General features: G+C 61.0%; 16 protein-coding genes and 1 tRNA gene. 14 read left to right on the top strand and 3 right to left on the bottom strand.

The window, feature by feature from the left end:
* The first annotated feature begins 129 nt into the window (after window positions 1-129).
* A complete protein-coding gene (locus C4S63_RS09010; RefSeq protein WP_062814843.1) occupies window positions 130-1149 on the top strand; it encodes an AraC family transcriptional regulator in 1020 nt (339 codons plus the stop codon).
* Between the two features lie 54 nt (window positions 1150-1203).
* On the opposite strand, the gene C4S63_RS09005 is transcribed toward C4S63_RS09010, so the two are convergent.
* A tRNA-Arg gene (locus tag C4S63_RS09005) sits at window positions 1204-1280 on the bottom strand.
* 271 nt (window positions 1281-1551) lie between these two features.
* On the opposite strand from C4S63_RS09005, the gene C4S63_RS09000 reads away from it, so the two are divergent.
* From C4S63_RS09000 to C4S63_RS08975, 6 genes are all read left to right on the top strand, one after another.
* The gene (locus tag C4S63_RS09000; RefSeq protein WP_062814842.1) at window positions 1552-1881 is read left to right on the top strand and encodes a multidrug efflux SMR transporter; all 330 of its coding nucleotides are present in this window, start codon (window positions 1552-1554) and stop codon (window positions 1879-1881) included.
* Between the two features lie 117 nt (window positions 1882-1998).
* Window positions 1999-2688 carry a response regulator transcription factor gene (locus C4S63_RS08995; RefSeq protein WP_062814841.1) on the top strand — a complete coding sequence of 230 codons (690 nt, stop codon included), beginning with the start codon at window positions 1999-2001 and terminating at the stop codon, window positions 2686-2688.
* Between the two features lie 4 nt (window positions 2689-2692).
* A complete protein-coding gene (locus C4S63_RS08990) occupies window positions 2693-3775 on the top strand; it encodes a FecR domain-containing protein (RefSeq protein ID WP_103917393.1) in 1083 nt (360 codons plus the stop codon).
* A gap of 3 nt (window positions 3776-3778) precedes the next feature.
* Window positions 3779-6373, top strand: coding sequence for a CHASE2 domain-containing protein (locus C4S63_RS08985; RefSeq protein WP_062814839.1), 2595 nt, complete (start codon window positions 3779-3781; stop codon window positions 6371-6373).
* Window positions 6374-6550: 177 nt separating this feature from the next.
* The gene (locus tag C4S63_RS08980; protein ID WP_103917392.1) at window positions 6551-7009 is read left to right on the top strand and encodes a cytochrome c5 family protein; all 459 of its coding nucleotides are present in this window, start codon (window positions 6551-6553) and stop codon (window positions 7007-7009) included.
* A gap of 2 nt (window positions 7010-7011) precedes the next feature.
* On the top strand, window positions 7012-7362 hold the full coding sequence (locus C4S63_RS08975) for a cytochrome c5 family protein (RefSeq protein ID WP_231874126.1): 351 nt from the start codon (window positions 7012-7014) through the stop codon (window positions 7360-7362).
* A gap of 311 nt (window positions 7363-7673) precedes the next feature.
* Here C4S63_RS08975 and rep read toward each other — a convergent pair whose 3' ends face one another.
* Window positions 7674-9695: a DNA helicase Rep gene (gene rep, locus C4S63_RS08965; protein ID WP_062814835.1), complete on the bottom strand. Its 2022-nt coding sequence runs from the start codon at window positions 9693-9695 to the stop codon at window positions 7674-7676.
* A gap of 74 nt (window positions 9696-9769) precedes the next feature.
* Between rep and C4S63_RS08960 the strand changes: the two genes are divergently transcribed.
* From C4S63_RS08960 to C4S63_RS08950, 3 genes are all read left to right on the top strand, one after another.
* Window positions 9770-10501 carry a pseudouridine synthase gene (locus C4S63_RS08960; protein WP_231865991.1) on the top strand — a complete coding sequence of 244 codons (732 nt, stop codon included), beginning with the start codon at window positions 9770-9772 and terminating at the stop codon, window positions 10499-10501.
* 180 nt (window positions 10502-10681) lie between these two features.
* Window positions 10682-11212 (top strand): macro domain-containing protein, encoded by a 531-nt coding sequence (locus C4S63_RS08955; protein ID WP_062814834.1) that lies wholly within the window; start codon window positions 10682-10684, stop codon window positions 11210-11212.
* A gap of 118 nt (window positions 11213-11330) precedes the next feature.
* Window positions 11331-11621, top strand: coding sequence for an antibiotic biosynthesis monooxygenase (locus C4S63_RS08950; protein WP_062814833.1), 291 nt, complete (start codon window positions 11331-11333; stop codon window positions 11619-11621).
* 244 nt (window positions 11622-11865) lie between these two features.
* On the opposite strand, the gene C4S63_RS08945 is transcribed toward C4S63_RS08950, so the two are convergent.
* On the bottom strand, window positions 11866-12924 hold the full coding sequence (locus C4S63_RS08945; RefSeq protein WP_062814832.1) for an acyl-CoA desaturase: 1059 nt from the start codon (window positions 12922-12924) through the stop codon (window positions 11866-11868).
* Window positions 12925-13061: 137 nt separating this feature from the next.
* Between C4S63_RS08945 and C4S63_RS08940 the strand changes: the two genes are divergently transcribed.
* From C4S63_RS08940 to C4S63_RS08925, 4 genes are all read left to right on the top strand, one after another.
* Window positions 13062-14090 carry an AraC family transcriptional regulator gene (locus C4S63_RS08940; RefSeq protein WP_103917391.1) on the top strand — a complete coding sequence of 343 codons (1029 nt, stop codon included), beginning with the start codon at window positions 13062-13064 and terminating at the stop codon, window positions 14088-14090.
* Window positions 14091-14399: 309 nt separating this feature from the next.
* On the top strand, window positions 14400-14888 hold the full coding sequence (locus C4S63_RS08935) for an NUDIX hydrolase (protein WP_103917390.1): 489 nt from the start codon (window positions 14400-14402) through the stop codon (window positions 14886-14888).
* A gap of 73 nt (window positions 14889-14961) precedes the next feature.
* Window positions 14962-15717, top strand: a complete 756-nt coding sequence (locus tag C4S63_RS08930) for an SDR family NAD(P)-dependent oxidoreductase (RefSeq protein ID WP_103917389.1) — start codon at window positions 14962-14964, stop codon at window positions 15715-15717.
* 18 nt (window positions 15718-15735) lie between these two features.
* Window positions 15736-16932: an acyl-CoA dehydrogenase family protein gene (locus C4S63_RS08925; RefSeq protein WP_103917388.1), complete on the top strand. Its 1197-nt coding sequence runs from the start codon at window positions 15736-15738 to the stop codon at window positions 16930-16932.
* The last annotated feature ends 347 nt before the right edge of the window (window positions 16933-17279 follow it).

Below are 17279 nucleotides of genomic sequence, written 5' to 3'. Positions count from 1 at the left end.
GTGTTGCCTCTTGTGGGTATCATCAGCCTCAACACTACGGTGCCGCGACAACAGCCGGAATAGCCACCGTGGCCAATCGCCCTGCATTCGTGGCCAGAGTGTGACCGGGCGGTATCTGCGGGATCGCTAATGCAGCATTCAGATGACAAGTTCCATCCCGTGGCCATCAGTCAGGTCATGCTCAACTTCGCCCAGCGTCATGGCATTGACCGGCAAACCTGCTTGCTGGGCACTGGCATTGCCGAGGCCGAATTGTCCAGCGGCGAAGGGCTGGTGACCCGCACCCAGGAAATGCGTCTTATCGAAAACCTCATGCTGGCCCTGCCATCTGTAGGGGTAGGGGGTTTTGAGCTGGGCCTGCAATACAACCTGGCCACCTTCGGGGTGTGGGGATTTGCCCTACGCACCTGCAAGACCCTGCGCGATGCTGTCACCCTGGGCATACGCTATCTGCCGCTGAGCACCGCCTACTGCCGGATTTCGGTCTGTGAGGAAGGCGATATCTTTGGCGTGATCTTCGACCCGGACCCGATACCGCCCCACCTGCGCCAGTTTCTGCTCGAGCGGGACATGGCCACGGCGATCAATCTGGTCAGGGAAATCACCCTTCAGGGGGTGGCGTTCCAGGGGATTGAGTTCACCGGCGAACCGGATGTGGCGGACTCCGTGGTGTCGTCGCTATGTGGTCTGACGCCCACCTTTCATGCCCGTGCCAACCGGCTCCTGGTCAACCGTGCCGGGGCCAGCCAGCCGTTCCCCGGCTATGATCCGGTGCTTACCCGCATGCTTGAACAGCAATGCCGACAGCGTATGGAGACCGTGGAAAGCAGTGGCATTGCCGGTAAGGTGCGCCAGAAACTGCTCGGCAACCTGGGGCTGGGGGCGACGCTCAATGACATGGCCGGCGAGCTGGCACTGTCTGCGCGCAGCCTGCGCCGCAAACTGGAACAGGAGGGCACCAGCTACCGGGACCTGGTCGAAGAAGAGCGGCGCCAACTGGCACTGCAGTTGCTCAGGAGCACCGCCATGAAAATTGAGGAAGTGGCTGCCCATCTGGGCTACACCGACGCCGGGGGATTTGTGCGCGCCTTTCGGCGCTGGCAGGGCTGTTCACCCAGCGAGTACCGGTCGGAGGGGGCAGGGGAATAGCCGGTCAGGACAATAAAAAAGGGGCGTCCTGAACAGGAAGCCCCTTTTTTAATATGGCACGCCCGAGAGGATTCGAACCTCTGACCTTTGCCTCCGGAGGGCAACGCTCTATCCAGCTGAGCTACGGGCGCAAAACCGGTTGCAGAGGGTTGAACGAGGTTGCTCCGTTCCGACCGTCTGCAGATGAAGAACTTGGGGGTTCAACGGGCGCGAATGATAGCCGGTTGTGGCGTTGGCGTCCATGGATGGGATGCAATGTGGGCGCAGATGCTTATAATCTGCGCGCGATGTGCCATCTGGGCCGTCACCACTCCGCAGTCTGCCTCTTTCGGGTTTCCGGTAGCGCTGCCTTTCCTTACGAGCCCGTGTCCGTGAAACGACAAGCGTATCGGAGGAAACAGGATGAACCTGTACTGGATTGTGTTATTACTGGCAGTGATTGTGGAAATCGCCTGGGCAATGAGTCTCAAGTGGATCCAGATGCAGCCCGGAGTCGCGTCCATCGGCACGTCGCTGGTGCTCACCGCGCTCAATATGCTGATGCTTTCCTATGCCATGAAGGGCATACCGGTAGGCACTGCCTACGCGGTCTGGACCGGTCTCGGGGCGGTGGGGATCACCCTGCTGGGCATCCTGTTCTTCAAGGATCCGGCTACCCTGTCGCGTCTGGCCTTCATGGGGCTGGTAGTGATCGGTATCGTCGGCCTCAAACTGACCGCATCGCCAGCCTGATGGTGCTTTCGGCCTCGCACGTCGGTGCTGTCCATTTTACAATCTTTTCCCGTGATACCCCTGATAAATCGGTACCCTCTTCGGGCAGATGTTGGCCGCCAACTGATGGAGAAAACTGTGCGCATTGCTTATCTGGAAGATGACATGGCTCAGGCTGAGCTTGTCACTCACTGGCTTAAGGAAGCGGGCCATAACTGTATTCACCTGGCCAGCGGGCGCGAGTTCATGTCCCTGTTACGGCGCGACACCTTCGACATCCTGGTGCTGGATTGGGAAGTGCCGGATATGAACGGCTATGCCGTGCTGGAGGAAGTCCGGGCCAGCGGTAACCGCACGCCGGTGCTGTTTGCCACTCAGCGTGACGACGAGTCTTCCATTGTGGGGGCTCTCTCCCAGGGCGCGGACGACTATATGGTCAAACCTACCAAGCAAGCGGAATTGCTGGCCCGGATAGCCGCCCTTGGGCGCCGGGCGGGGGTATCGGATATGGATGATGAAACGGCCCTGACAGTGGGGCCCTGGACAGTGGACCGATCGCGACGGCAGATTTTGCTGGCGGACGAGCCGGTGAAGCTCACCGACAAGGATTATGAGCTCGCCAGCTATCTGTTCCAGAATGTGGGCAAGCTGATGAGCCGTGCCCATCTGCTGGAAAAGGTCTGGGGCATCATGACCCCGATCGAATCACGAACCGTGGATGTGCATATCAGCCGCATCAGACGCAGCCTTCAGATTCGCCCGGAGCAGGGCTACCGCATCAAGACGGTCTACCAGCATGGTTACCGTCTGGAGCCGATTGAGGAATAACGCTATGAGGGTCTGGTTGTGTGCAGCCTTGCTGCTGGGACTGACGACTGCCGCAGCAGCATCGGACGACTGGCATTACACGCTGCGCCCCGGGGATACCCTCTGGAAGGTCTGCCAGCAATTTGCCCAGCAACCGGCGTCCTGTTGGCGAGATCTGGCCAGCCATAATTCCCTGGCCGACCCTCACAGCGTGGAACCGGGCCAGAATCTGCTCGTGCCGATCGCCTGGCTCAAGGAAAAGCCGATCCCGGCCCGCGTGGTTGCGGTGACCGGTGAGGTGATGCTGTATCCCGCCGCCGGCGGCGAGGCCCGACAAGTGCAGAGCGGGGAGCAGGTGGCCTTCGGTGATGCGCTGGAAACCGCCGCCGGCGGCAGTGCCCGCCTGGAGTTCGCTGACCAGTCCGAAGTGGTGATCAAGCCGGCCAGCCTGCTGGTGGTGAATCGCTATCGCCGTTTTCTGGATCAACAGGGCGAGCAGACCGAGCTACGCCTTGAGCGAGGCAATATCCGTAACCGGGTAACCCCGGCAAGCAACGACGATCGCACTTTCAAGGTCTTCACCCCCGGTGCGGTGGCGGCGGTGCGTGGTACCGAGTACTACGTGAGTGTGGATGCCGGTGAAACCACCCGCAACGAGGTGGTGGATGGCCGGGTGGATGTCAGTGCTCGTGGAACCCGTCGTGATGTGCAGGCCGGCTTCGCCACCCTGGCAAGACTGGATGAGCCGCCTATCGAGCCGGTTCCCCTGTTGCCTGCGCCGTCGGTGGAGCTGACCGCTTCCCATCAGGGCGTCACAGCGGTATGGCCCACCCAATCGGATGCGGCCAGCTACTGGCTGGAATGGTATCGCCAGGACGACAAGGCACTGTTGGGGCAGGCGTCCCTTCAGGCGGGCCAATGGCAGCAGGCGCTGCCGGAGGGCGATTATGGCCTGCTGGTACGTGCGGTGGATGAGAATGGTCTGCGTGGCCACGAAAGCTGGACCGATTTCTCCATTGAGGCCCCCCCGGAGCCTGTGGCGGAAAAGGATTCCAAATGGGACCTCTGGGTCTTCCTCGGCGGGGCCGCATTGTTGCTGGCGCTGTAATAGATGCGTTCGCGCCTCAATGCCTATCAGCGTCGCTATCTGGCGGAACACATTTCGGTGCTGTTTCTGGTAGTGGGTCTCTGTGCCCTGCTGAGTATCAGTGGGGCCTTGTCTTTTATTGATCGCTACATCTACGACAACCTTCTCAAAACCCTCCCTGACGACCCCTCCCCGGATCTGGTTATCGTCGGCATTGACGAATACAGCCTGCGGGAAATTGGCCGCTGGCCCTGGGATCGTAAAGTTCATGCCCGGCTGATCAACCGCCTCACCGAGATGGGCGCCCGGGCGATACTGGTGGACCTGATCCTGTCCGAGCCGGACCGCAACAACCCGGATTCCGATCTCGCCCTGGTGCAGGCCATGGCGGCCAATGGCCATGTCTACCTGCCGGTGCACGTGGAGCAACTGCGCGCTGGCGGTCAGCTCATCGAAGTCCTGCCCTATGCGCCTTTTGCCCGGGCTGCCGCAGGTTTGGGCCATGTGGACCTGGAACTGGACAGCGACGGAGTGGCCCGTTCCGTGTATATGCGCTCCGGTATCGGCCAGGCCTGGTGGCCCCATATCACCCAGACCCTGCTGATTCAGGAGGGGATGCTGCCGGAGAACACCTTCCCGGCCAACAAGGGCGAAGAGTTCTCCGGGCTGGCCAATGTGCGCCGTTACCATCGCTATTTACCCTTTGTCAGCGGGCCCAACAGCTATCCGCAGGTATCGGCGGTGGAGCTGCTGGATAACCTGATCCCGGAACAGCTGATCCGTGACAAGATCGTGTTGATTGGTGCCACCGCAGCCGGTCTCGGCGACATGTTGCCCACCCCCATGGCCAGTCAGGGGGAGTTGATGGCCGGCGTGGAGGTCAATGCCAATCTGCTGGATGCCCTGCGCGCGGATCGCTTGATCCGGGAACTGCCCATGAGCAGTGTGCTGGTGTTGGGCACCATGCTGGCCCTGCTGGCGCCGCTGCTGCTGCCCTATGTGCTGCCGCGCTGGAGTATTCCCCTGGTGGGCGGGGTGATTTTGCTCTGCCTGCTGACAAGCATGGTGGTGCTGATCGTGCTGCGCCTGTGGTTCCCGCCCTCCGGGGCCATGGCGGCGGCGTTGATGGCGTACCCGTTGTGGACCTGGCGACGTCTGGAATATTCCCTGTCCTACATGCGTCATGCCCTTGAGCGGTTGTCCGAATACAGTGACCTGAACCAGCGGCTGACACGGCCATCCAGCCTGGAGCAAATGGGGCGCATGTTTGACCAGGTGTTACCGGTACGTGCCTGGCGGCTGCTGGGCGGCGAGAAACCCTGCCGGGGTGGTGACAGTCTGCCGGCGGCCACCTGGAAAGGCGCTCTGGCGCGCCAGTATCGGTTCAAGCATGCCGGCCGCCGCTACGAACTGGACCTGGTCTGGCATAAAGCCCTGCATGCGGACACCTATGATTACTGGGTGCGGGCCATGCTGGTGCGAGTGCGTACCCATGCGCCCACCGTCGGGCCCCGCTATGAAGTGCTGGAAAAACATATCGACCGTCTGCGTCGGGAAGAGGATCGCCAGGAAGCCCTGACGCGGTTCTTCCAGGTAACCCTGGCGCAAATCCGTGAAGGGGTGGTCATTGCGGATGCCTGCGGGGTGATCGTTTACGCCAATCCCCAGGCCTCCTTTCTGCTGGGGCTGGAAATAGGGGCCCTGGATGCGGGGCAGCCCACGGTCACAGACCTGGGCAGAGAGCTGGAACTGCGAGAACACAGTTGGGATGAGCTGCTATGCCAGGCGTTGGCGGAAGGCCGTACCCAGCTGGAATGCCGCAATCGTCAGGGAGCCGATCTCTACCTGGATATGCTGCTGGTGCATGCCGGTGACAATCCGGGGCGGATGATGATTATCTCCTTCAAGGACATCAGCGATGTGAAACAGGCCATGCGGGCCCGCTCTGAAATGCTGGATTTCCTCTCACACGACCTGCGTTCCCCCATGGTATCGGTGTTGGCGCTTACCGAGAAAATGCGTCAGCAGGGTGAGGGTCAGTCCCTCGGAGAGTTTCTCGACAACGTGCAACATTATGCCCAGCGCAACCTGAACATCGCCGAGCAATTCCTCCAGCTGGCGCGGGTGGAAGCGGTGGAATCGGTGGAAATGAACGAGCAGGACATGCTTGATGTGGTGGAGAGCGCCATTGATATGGTGCAGATCCAGGCCCAGCAGGCGGAGATCACCCTGCGCTTTGATTACGACCCCCATCAGGAGGTCTGGGTGCTGGGCAATAACGAATTGCTCGAGCGTCTGATGGTGAACCTGCTCACCAATGCCATCAAATACAGCCATGCGGGGAGTTCCGTGGACGTGCGCCTGTATGCCCGGGAGGAGGCCGTGGTCTGTGAGGTCCGTGACCGGGGAGTGGGCATTCCGCCGGAATTCCAGGAGCGACTGTTCCAGCGCTTTAGCCGGGCCAGCACCAGCGGCGGCGCGCGTACCCGCGGGGCGGGCATGGGGTTGCGCTTCGTCAAGGTGGTGACCGAACGCCATGGCGGCGACATCCAGGTGGACAGTGTGGTCAACGAAGGCAGCCGCTTCACCCTGTCATTACCCCGTATCGAAATACACTAGACCTGTTCGCTGCCGGGCCGGGCAGTCATGGCATGGCGCACCGGTTTTCCCCTGTCGCAGGACTCCCGGCCACAGTCGATACATCAAGCATTTTGTCCCTACGCCCTGAGCGGGTATAATCGCCGGCGCAGCGCCCTCGGGCGAAACACAGAGAATAGAGGTGGAATCGTGAAAAAGATGCTGACTGCCAGCCTGGTACTGGTCGCTACCCTGTTTGCCGCCGGTAGCGTGGCTGCAAAGAGCACCAAGGAAATCTCCCCTTACCCGCTGGGTGAGCGCTCTGTATTCAGCGAGCGAGCCACCGCCGAGCGTCTTGAGCCGGTAGGGTCTGTGTGCGTCGAGGGTGATGAGTGCGGCAGCGCTGCCGCTGCCACAGAAGAAGTGGCCAGTGGTCCGCGCAGTGGTGATCAGGTGCATCAGTCTGCCTGCGCCGCCTGTCATGCCACCGGTGCAGCCGGTGCCCCCAAGACCGGTGTGGCTGCGGAGTGGAGTGCCCGTATTGCCAAGGGCAACGCCACCCTGGTCAAGCATGCCATCGAAGGCTTCAACGCCATGCCGCCCAAGGGTATGTGCATGGATTGCTCTGACGACGAGATCAAGGCCGCCGTCGAGTACATGGTCGAGCAGAGTCAATAATCTTGCTGCGTTCCCTGGGAATCCTGCTGTCGGCCCTGTGGCTGGCAGCCTGTTCCGACGATAGCGCCCCGGCCGCCGCTGCGGATGTTTCGCAGGCGCGCGACGGGGCGCAGTTGTACCGCCAATACTGTGTCACCTGCCACGGCTCCGGCGCACTTGGCGCTCCCAAAGTCGGCAAGGAACATCGCCTCTACTGGTCCCACGAAATCGAAGAAGAAGGTTTCGACACCATCGTCAGCGAGGCCATCGCCGGCATCAACTCCATGCCCCCCCGTGGAGGCTGCTTCGACTGCAGCGACGAGGAAGTCCGCAACGCTGTCATCTACATGCTGCAGCTCAGCGGCGCCAAGTAGACTCCTGATTCTCCCCGTGCCGTAGGAGCGTCGCTCGCGGCGCGATAGCCAGGGGCATTCTGCCCCAAGCTGTTTCGAAGCCGCTGTAGGAGCTCCTCTTGAGGGGCGAACCGAGCGTAGCGAGGCAGCATAGCTTGGCGGGATCGCAAGCTATGCTATTCCTGATCACCCTGCCGGCGATTTCCAGGCTGATGCGTGGTTCGCCCCTCAAGAGGAGCTCCTACAGCGGCGGCGTAGAAAGCGTGGAGGTGTTTGCAAGATACGGGTATCGCGCCGCGAGCGACGCTCCTACGGAAAGGGGGTGGTAAGGTTCAATCCAGTAACGCCCGAAGATTGGCGATGCTGGCTTCTGCCACCGCATCTTCCTTGGCTTCATCCTTCTGAATGCCGATGCCCAGATAGTCGATATCCTCCTGGGGCATTTCGTCCACGAAGCGGCTGGCGGTGGTGTCGATTTTTTCGCCGTACTGTTTGCGGGTCAGGGCCTGGGTCATGGCCAGGGTTTCCCGGGCGCGGGTGATACCCACGTACATCAGTCGGCGTTCCTCGACGATGTTGTCTTCTTCGATGCTGGTGCGGTGGGGAAGGAATTCCTCTTCCACGCCCATCATGTAGACGTGGGGGAATTCCAGCCCCTTGGACGCGTGCAGGGTCATCAGTTGGACCCGGTCGGAGTCGTCTTCTTCCTGTTGCTGCTCAAGCATGTCCAGCAGAACCAGTTTCTTGATGACGGATTCCAGGTCGCTGGCACCGTCTTCTTCGTCTTCCTGCTTTTCCAGCATGCGTTCAATGCTGCGCACCAGTTGCCAGATATTTTCAATATTTTTTTCGCCGATGCGCGGACTGGAGGCGTTCTGCATCAGCCAGCCTTCATAGTCCATGTCGGTGATCAGTTCCTGCACTGCCTGCAGGCTGTTGTGGCCGAAACAGAACTGCCGTTTGGCATCCAGCCAGGCCTTGAACGCCTGCAGCTTCTCGGCAGCCTTGGGGCTCATGACGTCACTGAGGGCAATGTCGTCACAGACATGGTAAAGCCCCTGTCCTCGCTTCAGTGCCCACGTAGCGAGTTTTTCCAGGGTGGCCGGGCCGATCTCCCGGCGCGGAGTGTTGATGATGCGCAGGAAGGCGTTGTCGTCGTCCGGATTCACCAGCAAGCGCAGGTAGCACATCAAATCCTTGATCTCGCTGCGCGAGAAAAAACTTTTTCCCCCGGATACCTTGTAGGGAATCGACAGACTCTGCAGTTTCATTTCCAGAATCCGTGACTGGAAATTGCCGCGATACAGCACCGCAAAGTCCTTCCACTTCAGACCCTGTTGAAGACGGCGGTGGAAGATGTCGCTGGCAATCCATTCGGTTTCCGCTTCTTCATCGCGCAGGGCGGAAAAGCGGATCGGCTCACCGTAGCCATAATCGGACCAAAGGCTTTTTTCGAATTCGTGGGGATTGTTGGCGATGACCGTGTTGGCGGCTTTCAGGATGCGACCGGTGGAGCGGTAATTCTGTTCCAGCTTGACCACTTTCAGGGTCGGCCAGTCCTGCTGCAATTGCGCCAGGTTTTCCGGGCGGGCACCGCGCCAGGCGTAGATGGACTGGTCGTCATCGCCCACCACGGTGAACTTGCCCGCCGGCAGGGTGAGCATCTTTACCATTTCGTACTGGGCGCCGTTGGTGTCCTGGTATTCATCCACCAGCAGGTACTGGATGCGGTTGCGCCACTTTTCCAGGATGCGCGGTTGTTCGCGGAACATGCGCGCCGGCATCAGGATCAGATCGTCGAAATCCACGGCATTACAAACCCGCAGCATGCGGTCGTAACCGCCGTAGGCCATGGCAGCGCGCAGATCCTCATCGGTCTCGGCGGTACTGACCGCTTCTTCCGGCAGCACCAGGGCGTTCTTCCAGTCGGAAATCCGCTTGTGGATCACATCCACCGCGTCCAGATCCCGTTCCGATTCTCCCTGGCGCAGAATCTCTTTGAGGATTTCCTTGCTGTCGGCGCCGTCGAGGATAGAGAAGCCGCTGCGCAGGCCGCAGGCCTTCAGCTCTGATTTGAGAATACGCAGGCCCAGGTTGTGGAAGGTGGAGACAATCAGCCCGCGGGTCAGGTCCCGGCTCACCAGCGACTGTACCCGCTCTTTCATTTCCCGGGCGGCCTTGTTGGTAAAGGTCACCGCGGCGATATGGCGGGCCGACATGCCCCGTTCCTGGATCAGCCAGGCGATCTTGCGGGTGATCACGCTGGTCTTCCCGGAACCCGCCCCGGCCAATACCAGCAGAGGGCCATCGGCGTAATGCACGGCTTCCTGCTGGCGGGGGTTGAGCTTACTCATAGGGCTCCGGAAAAGCTGGGGGGTGACATCGGGCCGCTATGATACCAGCGATGGCCCTGCACTCCAGACACCTTATGTCGGTTATCATGACGGTTTCCCCGGTAACGGTTTTGCCCATGCGTCTGGACTATTTTCTCGCCCACAGTGCCGGCCTCACCCGCAAGGAGGCCAAACAGCTGATCAGTCGCGGTGCGGTCACCGTGGAAGGTGAGGCGCGCCCGAAAGCCAACCTGCAACTGCGGGACGGGCAGGGTGTCTGGCTGCATGGTGAACCGGTGCAATTGCCGGGCCACCGTTATCTGATGCTGCACAAGCCGGCGGGGGTGGTGTGCTCCACGGATGACCCGGAGCATCGCACCGTACTGGACCTGCTGCCTGCGGAGCTGCGCCAGGATCTGCATCCAGCGGGCCGCCTGGATCGGGACACTACCGGTCTGGTGCTGTTGACCACGGATGGCCAGTGGTCCCACCGGCTCACCTCGCCAAATCACCAGTGCGACAAACGCTACCGGGTAACCTGCGCGGATCCGGTCAGCGACGAAGACCTGCAGGCCCTGCGCGACGGCATCCAGCTGCGCGGTGAAGACCGCCCCACGTTGCCCGCCGGAGCGGACCGTGTGGATGCGCATCAGTTGCTGCTGACCATTCACGAAGGGCGTTACCATCAGGTCAAACGGATGCTGGCGGCGAGGGGCAACAAGGTGGTGGCCCTGCATCGTGAGCAGATCGGCGAGATCGCGCTGGATGTGGCGCTGGCGCCGGGGGAGTTCCGGGCCCTGAGCGAGGAAGAGATTCACAGTCTGTAAGGTTTTCCGCAGGAGCGTCGCTGGCGGCGCGATAAACCCGGTAGCGAGTAACGAGTTTCGAGAAGCGCAAACCTGTCCTGCCTGGCATCCGGTTTGGCCTTTCGAAACGCGCTTCCCGCAACTCGAAGCCGATTGGACCGCCCGCTACGCTCCTGCGGAAAAAACGTAAAGGAGGTTGCCATGACACAGCGCCAATTCGATGCCGTCACCGTGGAAACCGTGCAGGGCGATATCGCCAACCAGCCGGATCTGGATGCCATCGTTAACGCTGCCAACGCCGAGTTACGCATCGGCGGTGGGGTGGCCGGTGCCATTCACCGGGCTGCCGGCCCGGGTCTTGAGCAGGAGTGCATCCCGCTGGGCCCCATTCGCCCGGGCGACGCGGTGATCTCCGCTGGTCACAACCTGCCCAACGCCCATGTGATTCATTGTCTCGGTCCGGTTTACGGACGGGATGAACCGTCGGACCAGTTATTGGCGTCCTGCTATCGACAAGCGCTGATGCTTGCGGACCGGAACGGCATCGCCGGGCTCGGTTTTCCGGCGATTTCTACCGGGATATTCGGTTATCCGTTGGCGGAGGCAGCGCAGGTGGCGTTGCAGACGGTCCGTGATACCGCACCAACCCTGGAAACGGTGCAGCGGGTGCGCTTCGTGCTGTTCAGCGATGCCGACCTTGCCGTTTTCGACAGGGCATTAAAGGAGCTGTAGGAGCGTAGCGCAGTCACGTATCGCATTCCGCGCGGCCCGAGGGAAATACCGTGCTGTCATAGCGAAAGAGGGAGGTGTTCGCCATGCGAGCATAGCTCCTACAAAACAGGGAGAGTCAATGTACGCCGTGATTTTTACCGCCACCGTGGGCGATCAGGACAGCCGCTACCGGAAAATGGCCGGGCAGTTACGGGATCTGGCCATGGCCGATTTCGGTTGCACGGATTTCATCAGCGTCACGGAAGGGGAGCAGGAAATTGCCCTCTCCTATTGGCCGGATGAGGTCTCCATCAAGGCCTGGAAACAGCAGGCCGAACACCGGGTCGCCCAACAGCTGGGCCAGGAGGGCTGGTACACACACTACAAGGTGGAAGTGGTGAAAATCCTGCGGGCCTATGACGGTCCGTGAATCTCCGCCAAGGAGCGTCGCTGGCGGCGCGATCACCAGCGACGTTTAAAGCGAAGCCGCTGTAGGAGTTCCTCTTGAGGGACGAACTCGAGCCTGAGCGAGGGAGCGGGCTATGCGGGCATCACCATGACTCTGGCGACGCCCGGCACTCCTGATCGCCATGCGGGCGATTTCCACGCTGACGCGTGGTTCGTCCCTCAAGAGGAACTCCTACAGCGGCTTTGTAGATGCTGCGGGAGCTTGCTTAGTTCAACTGCCCCTGCAATTCCATCACATCCACAGTCCGCTCCCGGTTAAGGGGATCGACCAGGGTGCTGGCATCCTGATAGACGCGCGGGGTCTTGTAGAGCATGGCCACCGCTTTGACATGGCTGGGGCAGACATAACGTTCCGGCATTTCCCGCTGCAGCCAGGCGCGCACTTTCGGGGCCTGATCGGAGCCCATCTTGGGAAACAGGTGGTGCTCCACATGATGGCTGAAGTGGAAATGCAGGGGATCGATCCAGCGCCAGGCGCGCACGCTCATGGAATTGTCCACCGGGTGGTTGTTGTCCATCTGCGGGCGCAGCATGTGGTTGGTGAGAATGTAGCTCTGGCCGATGAAGTTGATGATCATCATCGGGATCAACACGGTGAAGATCGCCAGAGGGCCGGACACAATCGCCAGGGCAATCCACGCCGCCATGCACAGGTAGGACTGGAAGATCGCCTTGCCACGATTGAAGCCTTTGAATTCCTCGCGCTTGCGGGTCTGCATGCGCAGCACCAGCTGGCCGTGGAACATGAAGGAATAGAACAGGAACAGGAAGCTGTACCAGGTACGGCCACCCGGGGCCAGTTTGGTGAAGTTGGCGGTCGCCGGGTGTTTTTCGTAACGGTACAGGGTGCCGAAGGAATCCGGATCCTTGTCGCCCAGGTTGGTATGGGCGTGGTGGGCCACGTTATGCCAGCGGCGCCAGAATTCCGGGGGGACCAGTGCCGGGCCAAAGCCGATCCAGCCGAGGAAGTTCTGCATGCGCTTGCTCATACCCAGCGCACCATGCAGCACTTCGTGGGCCAGCAGGGCCTGGCAGGCCAGGGTATGGCCGGCCAGGATGGCCAGCAGCAGGTTGCCCCACCAGGGCAGGCTCAGCATCAGGATGGCGGCGATGCTGCCGATGATGATGGCGCTCATGGGAATAAACCACAGGGCGCGCAGCGGACGGGCCTTGAAGGTGGAAGGGCCCAGATCCTTTTTCACGGCGTCGCGGATGGCGCGGGCGTCATCGGCGCCGAAATGACGGCTGTAAGCAGGTTCTTGCATGGGTCATGTCCTTGGCGGTTCAGGCCGGGAAATTCGGATGCAGGCATTCTGGTGAACCGGGGTGCCGGAACGAAGTGCAGGGCTGGACAGAAATCAGTCATTTTCGGACAGGGGCAAAAGTAGCGTATAGTAAGCGCATGAATCACGAGCGCTTTATACAACTGGACCCTGGTACCGGCCGTTCCCCGGTCCCCGTCAACTATGTGCGAAACCTGGTGGAACTGATCGCCGAGGTGGGCGTGGATACCCGGCGGTTACTCTCTCAGGTGGGCCTGAGCGAGGATGAGGTCTATAACCCGGAACCCGCCCTGCGGTTCGAGCAATTCCGCAGGGTCATGGTGGGCGCCCGTGAAATGACCGGTGATCCGGCCCTCGGCCTGGCGCTGGGGCAGCAATTGACCCTCACCGCCCATGGCCTGCTCGGCTATGCCGCCATCAGCAGTGCAGACCTGGGCGATGCCCTGCGGTTGCTGGAGCGTTATTTCCGTACCCGTACCCGCCTTTGTGTTCCCCGTATCGAGCCGTCCCAGGAAGGCGTGCGTTTCTGCCTGGTGGAGAGTGTGCCGCTGGGGGATATCCGTGAAACCTACCTGGAGGTGGTGGTGGCTGCGGTGGTGGGTGGCATCCGTTATCTGCTCGGCGCTCGATTCCAGGGGGCGGTGCTGGAGCTGCCGTACCCGGCCCCGGCCCATGCGGACCGCTACCGGGAATTGCTGGCCATGCCAGTGGAGTTCGGTGCCGACGTGGCAGCGTTGCGGCTGCCCAAGGCGCTGCTCAGCGAGCGCTTTACCCTGTCCGACCCGGCGTCCCGGCAGATGGCTGCGCAGAAATGCGAGGAAGAGTTGCAACGCCTGGAAGCGGACCAGGACTGGGCCAGCCGTGTCCGTGCCCGGCTGATGCAGGCGGAGGGCATGCTGCCCAGTCTGGAACAGCTGGCCAGCAATTTTCACGTTACCTCCCGCACCCTGCGCCGTTATCTCAATGCCCTGGGAGTCAGCTATCGGTCCCTGCTGGAAGAAGTGCGTATGACCAAGGCCATGGGCTATCTGCAGGCCAATATCACCGTGCAGCAGGTAGCCTCGAAACTGGGCTACGCGGACCCCAGCAATTTTGCCCGCGCCTTTCGCAAATGGACCGGCCACCCGCCCAGCCACTTCCAGCCGTAAATTTTTTTACCACTCAGGCCACTGAGATCACTGAGGTAAAACCTCAGGGCGGCCAGCTGTGGGGGGAATGGGTGCCTGTAGGAGTTCCCTTCCAGGGGACGAATCGCGTGACGCGATGCGGCAACCTGTCTTCTTCAACAAACCCGGCGCAACCGGATTGGGTTTCCCCAATTTCTTTCGCGCTGACGCGCGCGGTTCGTCCCCTGGAAGGGAACGCCTGCATAAAGGTATTCCCTGGCCTTTTCCCTGTAGCAATCCCTTTCTCATGACGATAGTGTTCCTGTCCGCGTCAGCCGAAAACAGCATCCCATGAGCAATAGCGAACCGGTCCTTCTGGTCAGCCGGCACAACCAACCCCGCGGCAGTTGCCAGCGTGGTCGCATGCAGCGCCAACGGCTGATTCATCGTGCGTCCTACGTGGTGGTGCGTGATCTGGCCGGGCGTGTCTGTGTGCAGCAGCGTGCCGAGGACAAACATTTCTACCCCGGCCGCTGGGACCTGGCTGCCGGCGGGGTGATGCGACCCAATGAAACCGTGCCCCAGAATTTGTCCCGGGAGTTGTTTGAGGAAGTGGGGGTGCAGCGGCACTTTTCCCGTTGGCAGTGGTTTTTCTTTGCCAACCCGCAGCACCAGGTCTGGGGTGCCCTGGCGTCCGTGGTGGTGTGCCCGGATGCGGTGTCCCTCAGTGATGAAGTGGTAGCCGTCAACTGGCTCCCCGCCCGTCAGGCATTGGCACTGGCTGATGCCACGCCCGATACCCGCCATGCCCTGACCTTGCTGTTGTCATCGTCCTGCTGAGCGTTTTCGTCCTTGTGGCCGACAGGCTGGCTGGGTAGCGTCTCTTTCTGATGCAGAAGAGGGTGAGAAAGGTATGTCCCAGCGATTCAGTGTGGCCGGCAAGCGAGTTCTGATTACCGGTGCCTCCAGTGGCTTCGGTGCCCACTTTGCCATTGCTTTGGCCGAGGAGGGTGCCGACGTGGTGCTGGCGGCGCGGCGGGTGGAAAAACTGGAAGCCACCGGCGAAGCGGTAAGGGCTCTAGGCCGTGAGGCCACCGTGGTACCCATGGATGTGAGTGATCACAGCAGTGTGGAAGCCGCCTTTGCCGAGATGCCGGCGGTGGATGTGGTGGTCAACAACGCCGGCGTGTCCCATGAGGGGCCCTCCGACGAGCTCAGCGAGGAAGACTGGGACCGGGTGGTGGATACCAACCTGAAGGGCGTCTGGGCCGTGTCCAAGTTTGCCATCCAGCAATGGAAGCGCGATGGCCGTCCGGGAAGCCTGATCAATATCGCCTCCATCCTTGGCCTGCGTGTGGGTGGCCGGGTGGCGCCCTATACCGCCTCGAAGGCGGCGGTGGTGCAGCTCACCAAATCCCTGGCGCTGGACTTTGCCCGTTACAACATCCGTTGCAATGCCATCTGCCCCGGCTATGTGGAAACCGATATCAACCGGGACTTCTTCAATAGTCCGCTGGCGGAAAAAATGCTCAAGCGGATTCCCTATCGCCGCCTGGGACAGATCGACGAGCTGGTCGGTCCCCTGTTGTTGCTGGCGTCGGATGCGTCGTCCTACATGACCGGGGCGGTGATCGCCGTGGACGGTGGCCATCTCTGTAATACCCTTTAACCTGACCGAGGACAGATCATGGATTTCTCCCTGAGCCCGGAGCTGGAAAGCCTGCGCCAGCAAGTGGCCGCCTTTGTGGAAGCGGAAATCATGCCGCTGGAAAACGACAAGGCCAATTACGACGACCATGAAAACTTCAAGGAGAGCGTGGTCGATGCCCTGCGTGACAAGGCGAAAGCGGCAGGCCTGTGGGGGTTTCAGTTGCCGAAAGAGCGGGGCGGTCTGGATGTGGGCGTGGCGGGTATGGCGGTGCTTTACGAAGAGGCCGCCCGCAGCCCGTTCGGGCCGGTGGTGTTCAACTGTGCACCGCCGGATGACGGCACCATGATCCTGCTGAACAAGATTCTTGATGACCAGCAGAAAGCACGCTGGTTGCAGCCGATGATCGACGGCAAGGTACGTTCCGCCTTTGCCATGACCGAGCCCGATGGCGGTTGTGGCTCGGACCCGTCCCTGACCTATACCTCCGCCACCCGGGAGGGGGACAACTGGATCATCAAGGGCCGCAAGTGGTTTATCACGGGCGCAGAAGGGGCCCAGACCTTTATCCTGATTGCCAAGACCAGCGACGACCCGCGCAAGGGCCTCACCGCTTTTCTGTTTGATGCGGACCAGCCCGGCTGGGAAGTGGTGCGGCGTATTCCCATCATGGGGCCGGAGGAGCATGGCGGTCACTGTGAGCTGAAGTTCGATGGCCTGGTGATTCCCGACGAGAATCGCCTGCTGGAAGTGGGCGATGGCCTCAAGGTCACCCAGATCCGTCTTGGCACCGCCCGCCTGACCCACTGCATGCGCTGGCTGGGTCTGGCCAAGCGGTGCATGGAAGAGGCGGCCGGTTATGTGGAAAACCGCATGAGTTTCGGGACCACCCTGGCCGAGCATGAGGGTGTACAGTGGATGCTGGGCGATGTGGCCAAGGATATCGAAGTGGGCCGCCTGCTCACCATGCAGGCGGCCTGGAAGCTGGACCAGGGGGATTTTGCCAAGAAGGAAATCTCCATGGCCAAGATCCATGTGGCCGATACCCTGCACAAGGCCGCCGATACCGCCATCCAGCTGTGTGGTGCCCGTGGCTATTCCAAAGACACGTTACTGGAGTGGATCTACCGCTACGCCCGTCAGGCCCGCCTTGTCGATGGCGCGAGCGAAGTGCACAAAATGGTGCTGTCCCGTTTCTACCTGAAGGAGAAGCGGGAGTTCTTCAAATGGGGTTAATGGTTGCCAGCTAACCCTTCCTCTTCCCCTGTCGCTGCACGCCCTTCCCCTTGGCGTGTTAGGCGGCAGGGCGGGTTTACCTTGAGCAGGTAGCCCTGTTCGGTGCTCCGTCAGTTGTAGCTTCCCCCTCCAATCTCTCCTGGCGGTTTGTTGTGTCTGACGCCGTTAGGTTTGACTGGAGCTTACCCGATACTTGCCCGCCGGGCGGATCACAAATGTCAAATTTGATGGTGCTTGTTTTTTCATAGTTGTGATAGCCTGCAAAAAATTGACGTGATGTGTGTCACGGATTTTGGTCGGTCTCGGCGGCCAGAAACGGGCAAAGTCGCAACCGGTCCCATGGACTG

The sequence above is a fragment of the Alcanivorax sp. DSM 26293 genome (assembly GCF_900107995.1).
GTDB lineage: Bacteria > Pseudomonadota > Gammaproteobacteria > Pseudomonadales > Alcanivoracaceae > Alcanivorax.
Note: the sequence above shows the minus strand (reverse complement) of the source record. Positions and strands in the feature narration are given on the sequence as shown.

What these genes read in the sequence shown, in the direction of transcription:
- C4S63_RS09010 (WP_062814843.1), top strand. Translation starts at nt 130, where the DNA reads ATGCAGCATTCAGATGACAAGTTCCATCCCGTGGCCATCAGTCAGGTC.
- C4S63_RS09000 (WP_062814842.1), top strand. Translation starts at nt 1,552, where the DNA reads ATGAACCTGTACTGGATTGTGTTATTACTGGCAGTGATTGTGGAAATC.
- C4S63_RS08990 (WP_103917393.1), top strand. Translation starts at nt 2,693, where the DNA reads ATGAGGGTCTGGTTGTGTGCAGCCTTGCTGCTGGGACTGACGACTGCC.
- C4S63_RS08985 (WP_062814839.1), top strand. Translation starts at nt 3,779, where the DNA reads ATGCGTTCGCGCCTCAATGCCTATCAGCGTCGCTATCTGGCGGAACAC.
- C4S63_RS08980 (WP_103917392.1), top strand. Translation starts at nt 6,551, where the DNA reads ATGCTGACTGCCAGCCTGGTACTGGTCGCTACCCTGTTTGCCGCCGGT.
- rep (WP_062814835.1), bottom strand. Translation starts at nt 9,695, where the DNA reads ATGAGTAAGCTCAACCCCCGCCAGCAGGAAGCCGTGCATTACGCCGAT.
- C4S63_RS08960 (WP_231865991.1), top strand. Translation starts at nt 9,770, where the DNA reads ATGTCGGTTATCATGACGGTTTCCCCGGTAACGGTTTTGCCCATGCGT.
- C4S63_RS08955 (WP_062814834.1), top strand. Translation starts at nt 10,682, where the DNA reads ATGACACAGCGCCAATTCGATGCCGTCACCGTGGAAACCGTGCAGGGC.
- C4S63_RS08950 (WP_062814833.1), top strand. Translation starts at nt 11,331, where the DNA reads ATGTACGCCGTGATTTTTACCGCCACCGTGGGCGATCAGGACAGCCGC.
- C4S63_RS08945 (WP_062814832.1), bottom strand. Translation starts at nt 12,924, where the DNA reads ATGCAAGAACCTGCTTACAGCCGTCATTTCGGCGCCGATGACGCCCGC.
- C4S63_RS08940 (WP_103917391.1), top strand. Translation starts at nt 13,062, where the DNA reads ATGAATCACGAGCGCTTTATACAACTGGACCCTGGTACCGGCCGTTCC.
- C4S63_RS08935 (WP_103917390.1), top strand. Translation starts at nt 14,400, where the DNA reads ATGAGCAATAGCGAACCGGTCCTTCTGGTCAGCCGGCACAACCAACCC.
- C4S63_RS08930 (WP_103917389.1), top strand. Translation starts at nt 14,962, where the DNA reads ATGTCCCAGCGATTCAGTGTGGCCGGCAAGCGAGTTCTGATTACCGGT.
- C4S63_RS08925 (WP_103917388.1), top strand. Translation starts at nt 15,736, where the DNA reads ATGGATTTCTCCCTGAGCCCGGAGCTGGAAAGCCTGCGCCAGCAAGTG.